At 67.8% G+C, this 3,403-nt stretch carries 4 protein-coding genes; 2 read left to right on the top strand and 2 right to left on the bottom strand.

All coding sequences use genetic code 11. From position 1 onward, the window contains the following. Positions 1 to 12: 12 nt before the first annotated feature. Positions 13 to 549, top strand: coding sequence for an FHA domain-containing protein (locus D7W79_RS40360; RefSeq protein ID WP_120530519.1), 537 nt, complete (start codon positions 13 to 15; stop codon positions 547 to 549). Here the strand turns inward: D7W79_RS40360 and sitI6 are convergent, their stop codons facing one another. Together sitI6 and sitA6 are read right to left on the bottom strand one after the other, a co-directional pair. Next, the gene (gene sitI6, locus D7W79_RS40365) at positions 550 to 1,269 is read right to left on the bottom strand and encodes a SitI6 family double-CXXCG motif immunity protein (RefSeq protein WP_120530520.1); all 720 of its coding nucleotides are present in this window, start codon (positions 1,267 to 1,269) and stop codon (positions 550 to 552) included. It abuts the gene before it with no gap. 3 nt (positions 1,270 to 1,272) lie between these two features. Beyond that, complete coding sequence (gene sitA6 / locus D7W79_RS40370; protein ID WP_120530521.1) at positions 1,273 to 1,941, bottom strand: SitA6 family polymorphic toxin lipoprotein; 669 nt, start codon at positions 1,939 to 1,941, stop codon at positions 1,273 to 1,275. Between the two features lie 136 nt (positions 1,942 to 2,077). Here sitA6 and D7W79_RS40375 point away from each other — a divergent pair, with 136 nt between their 5' ends. After that, positions 2,078 to 3,250 (top strand): metallophosphoesterase, encoded by a 1,173-nt coding sequence (locus D7W79_RS40375; RefSeq protein WP_120530522.1) that lies wholly within the window; start codon positions 2,078 to 2,080, stop codon positions 3,248 to 3,250. Positions 3,251 to 3,403: the final 153 nt, after the last annotated feature.

Raw genomic sequence — 3,403 nt, forward strand, 5'->3', positions numbered from 1 at the left:
CCTGGGGGCGTGATGCCTTCCGTCCAACAGCTCCGCCCGTTCGCCTACGCGCCCGTGCAGGCGTTCCTGCAAGCCTCCGGGCCGGTGGTGCTCATCCAGCAGCCACCGGAGCCGGTGTTCCAGCAAGTGGCGTTGCGGCTGGCGGAGGCGCGCACGGTGGGGATGGCGCACCGCTCGCGCTTGGTGGACCGGCTGCTGGTGATGCTCCAGGCGTTCGATTCGCTGGAGGTCCACTTCCTGGGGCCGGAGCAGGACGGGCAGGAGATGAAGGTGGGGCGGCTGGAGGGGTGCACGCTGATGGTGCACGACCCATCCGTGTCGAAGCAGCACGCGGTGCTGCGCTGGCATGCGTCGCAGGGGACGTGCTCCGTGAAGGACCTGGGGTCCATGAACGGCACCTGGCTGAACGCCGCGGAGCTGGGAGAGGGCGAGGTGCGGATGCTCACGGACGGGGATGCGCTGGCCTTCGGGGATGCGCAGTTCCTGTACCTGCGAGCGGAGACGCTTCACTCGCACCTGCGGCTCGCGAGCCCGGGCGGGGGGATGTGATCAGTCGGCAGCGGGAAGTTCGCGGTAGTGCACGTCGCTGGGGCCCAGGCGCTGCACGGTTTCGACGAAGCGCTCGCTGACGACGCGCTTGCTGGCGCCCTGGATGCCGAAGAAGTCGAGTCCCTCGGGAATGGAAGAGCGCAGCAACCAGCGCTTCGGCGGCAGCGGGAAGCCCTCCGGATTGCCGCAGACGTCGCACGCGGGCGTCTTGAATTCGCCGATGCAGTCGGGATGCAGCCTCGCCAGGGGGCGCGCTTCCAGTTCGTAGAGCGCGGGCATGTTGCTCCGGCGGGACCTGAGCTCCATCCGGACCGCGATGATTCCTTGCAGTCCTTCGGCCTTGAGGAGCTCGACCGCGTCCTCGCGGAGGACCAACTGCCAGGGGGGATCGCAAGTGACCGGGCCGAACCTGCCTTGAGCGAATCCGACCATGGGCCCGAACGAGCCGCCTGCACGGATGGGAAGCTCAGGAGGAACAAAGGGACGCATCAGCGACACCAACCGCTTGTATTCCTCCAAGGACATGGGCCCTTTGGGGTTGGCAAGGACCGGCTCATCCACCGCCGACAGGTCGACGGTGGGGAACGCACTCTTCCCTGACCAGATGCCTTCCCGAGGGCAGTCGACGCCTGACAGGTGCCATCGATGGTGCGCCCGGTACGTGCCGCTCCAATGCCCCGGCTCATCGAAGTCAAAGCTCTCCACCGTGAAGTAGCGCATCGCTCAGTCCTCGAAGGGCACGGGTGAGAGTTCGATCTGCTGCCAGTACGTCATGGGCAAGCCGAAGAGCTCATACTTCTGGATCATCCAGGAGGCATGTTCGAAGTACTTGGAGATCGGCACCTTGCCGTCGTCCCGATCAAGGAAGATTCGCCAGTCCCTGTTCCAGGGGCCACCCCGCTCGCCTCGGTGGATGCGCGCGTGCACTTCCGCGTCGATCATCAAGACGTACTTGTGGATTTCAATGCTCTTGTCATCGAAGTCGGCCTTGAACGCCTGAGGGAAGATGTGGTGCCGCTCCTTCGGGCGCTTCGCCCACTCCTGTAGCGCCTTCTCGCGACGTACTTCACTCGGCAGCTTCTCCCGCCGGTGCCAACGGAACACCATGACGGGCACGGCGTCGCCCGGCAGTCCCTGCGCGCTTCCCCACGTCCTTTGAGGCCCGCTGCCCGGCGCCACGAAGATGGGCGCCACCGGCATGGCGCCTCGCGTCCGCACGATGCGGTTCGGTGACAGGTCCTCGCACCGGAACAGCGCGCAGACGTCGTCCTCGCAGACCTGCGTGAGGCACTGGTCCTCGTCGCGGTCCTCGCATTCCCTCGACGCCTGTATGGGCCCGGGCGCGGACGCGCACCCCATCAACACCACCAGCCACAGCCACCCCAAACGCATGCCGCCTCCGATTTTTCCTGTTATTCCATGTACAAGCCCATGGAGCCCAGGCGAGCAGCCCGGTGACGGAGGACAGCGCGCTGTCAGGGGGTCCGTTATCCTCCGGGCTCCTCACGACACCGAGAGCGCGCACACCATGGGAAGGCTGTTGGTCCTGCTGTTCGTCTACCTGGGCGCGTACCTCGTGCTGCGCAGGCTATGGCCCGCTGTCACCCGCGGCTGGCGTCATGGCGTGTTGCTGGGGCTCATGGGCTTCGCGTTCGCGGCCTGGACCGTGCCCGCAGTCACCGGCTACGGGCTCCACCACACGCCCCCGTTCCTCGTGCCGGTGAAGCTGTTCGCCGTCGTGTGGAGCATCACCGCGCTGCTGGTGATGCTCATGGGCCTGCCGTTCCTCGTCCTCAAGCTGCGCGCTGAACGTCGGAAGCAGGCCGCGCCCCCGGGTGTGGACCTGGAGCGCCGCAACCTCCTGGTGAAGGCCGGTCAGGCCATGCCCGTCTTCGCCATGGGCGCCAGCGCCGTGGGCGTCGTGGGCGGCAGCCTGGGCTTCACCGTTCGCGAGGTGGAGGTGAAGCTGCGCGGCCTCCCTGCCGCGCTCGACGGCTTCCGCATCGGGCAGATCACCGACGTCCACGTGGGCCCCTTCATCTCCCCCGAGTACCTGCGCGGCGCCGTGGAGGTGATGAACACCGCCGGTGTGGACTTGCAGGTGATGACCGGGGACCTCATCGACGACGTGAACCAGCTCGATGAGACAATGGCCGCCCTCGCCTCCACGACGGCCCGCCACGGCATGCTCGCCATCCTCGGCAACCACGAGCACTGGCGCGGGCTGGACGAAGTCCTGGGCGGCTACGCGCAGCTGGCCCAACGCGGCGCTCCGGTCCGGCTGCTCGTGGATGAAGCCCACGTGCTGGAACACGGCGGCCAGCGCGTGCGCGTGGTGGGCGTGGACTTCCCCATGTCCGGCCGCAGCCGCACCGTGCGCGACCAGCGCTGGCAGCACTCCGCGGACACGGCGTTCAAGGAGGGCCACCCGGACGACGTGGTCCTCTGCCTCTCCCACCACCCGGACTTCTTCCCCTACGCCGCCGAGCGCGGCGCGCGTCTCACGCTCGCGGGCCACACCCACGGCGGACAGGTGGCCTTCCTGGGGGTCCCGCTGTTCGGATTCGCCTTCAAGCACATGCTGGGCCGCTATCGCTTCCGCGACAGCCACCTCTACGTCTCCGGCGGCACGGGGCACTGGCTCCCCTTCCGCATCGGCATCCCGCCCGAGGTGACGCTGCTCACCCTGCGCAGTGCCTGAGTCCTCCGTGGGTGAAACGGGGCCCAAGTAGGTCCGGGTGTAACCGGGTGCGGACGCATTTCGTACAGGGGGGCAAGGAGAGCCCCTCATGCTCACGAAGCTTCTGTCCCGCCCCCTGCCGCCGCCTCCCGCGCCCAAGCCGGTCGTCACGCC

The sequence above is a fragment of the Corallococcus exercitus genome, from assembly GCF_003611585.1.
Taxonomy (GTDB): domain Bacteria; phylum Myxococcota; class Myxococcia; order Myxococcales; family Myxococcaceae; genus Corallococcus; species Corallococcus exercitus.

Excerpts from the sequence above, each read along its gene's own strand:
- D7W79_RS40360 (WP_120530519.1), top strand. The coding sequence starts at position 13 with ATGCCTTCCGTCCAACAGCTCCGCCCGTTCGCCTACGCGCCCGTGCAG.
- sitI6 (WP_120530520.1), bottom strand. The coding sequence starts at position 1,269 with ATGCGCTACTTCACGGTGGAGAGCTTTGACTTCGATGAGCCGGGGCAT.
- sitA6 (WP_120530521.1), bottom strand. The coding sequence starts at position 1,941 with ATGCGTTTGGGGTGGCTGTGGCTGGTGGTGTTGATGGGGTGCGCGTCC.
- D7W79_RS40375 (WP_120530522.1), top strand. The coding sequence starts at position 2,078 with ATGGGAAGGCTGTTGGTCCTGCTGTTCGTCTACCTGGGCGCGTACCTC.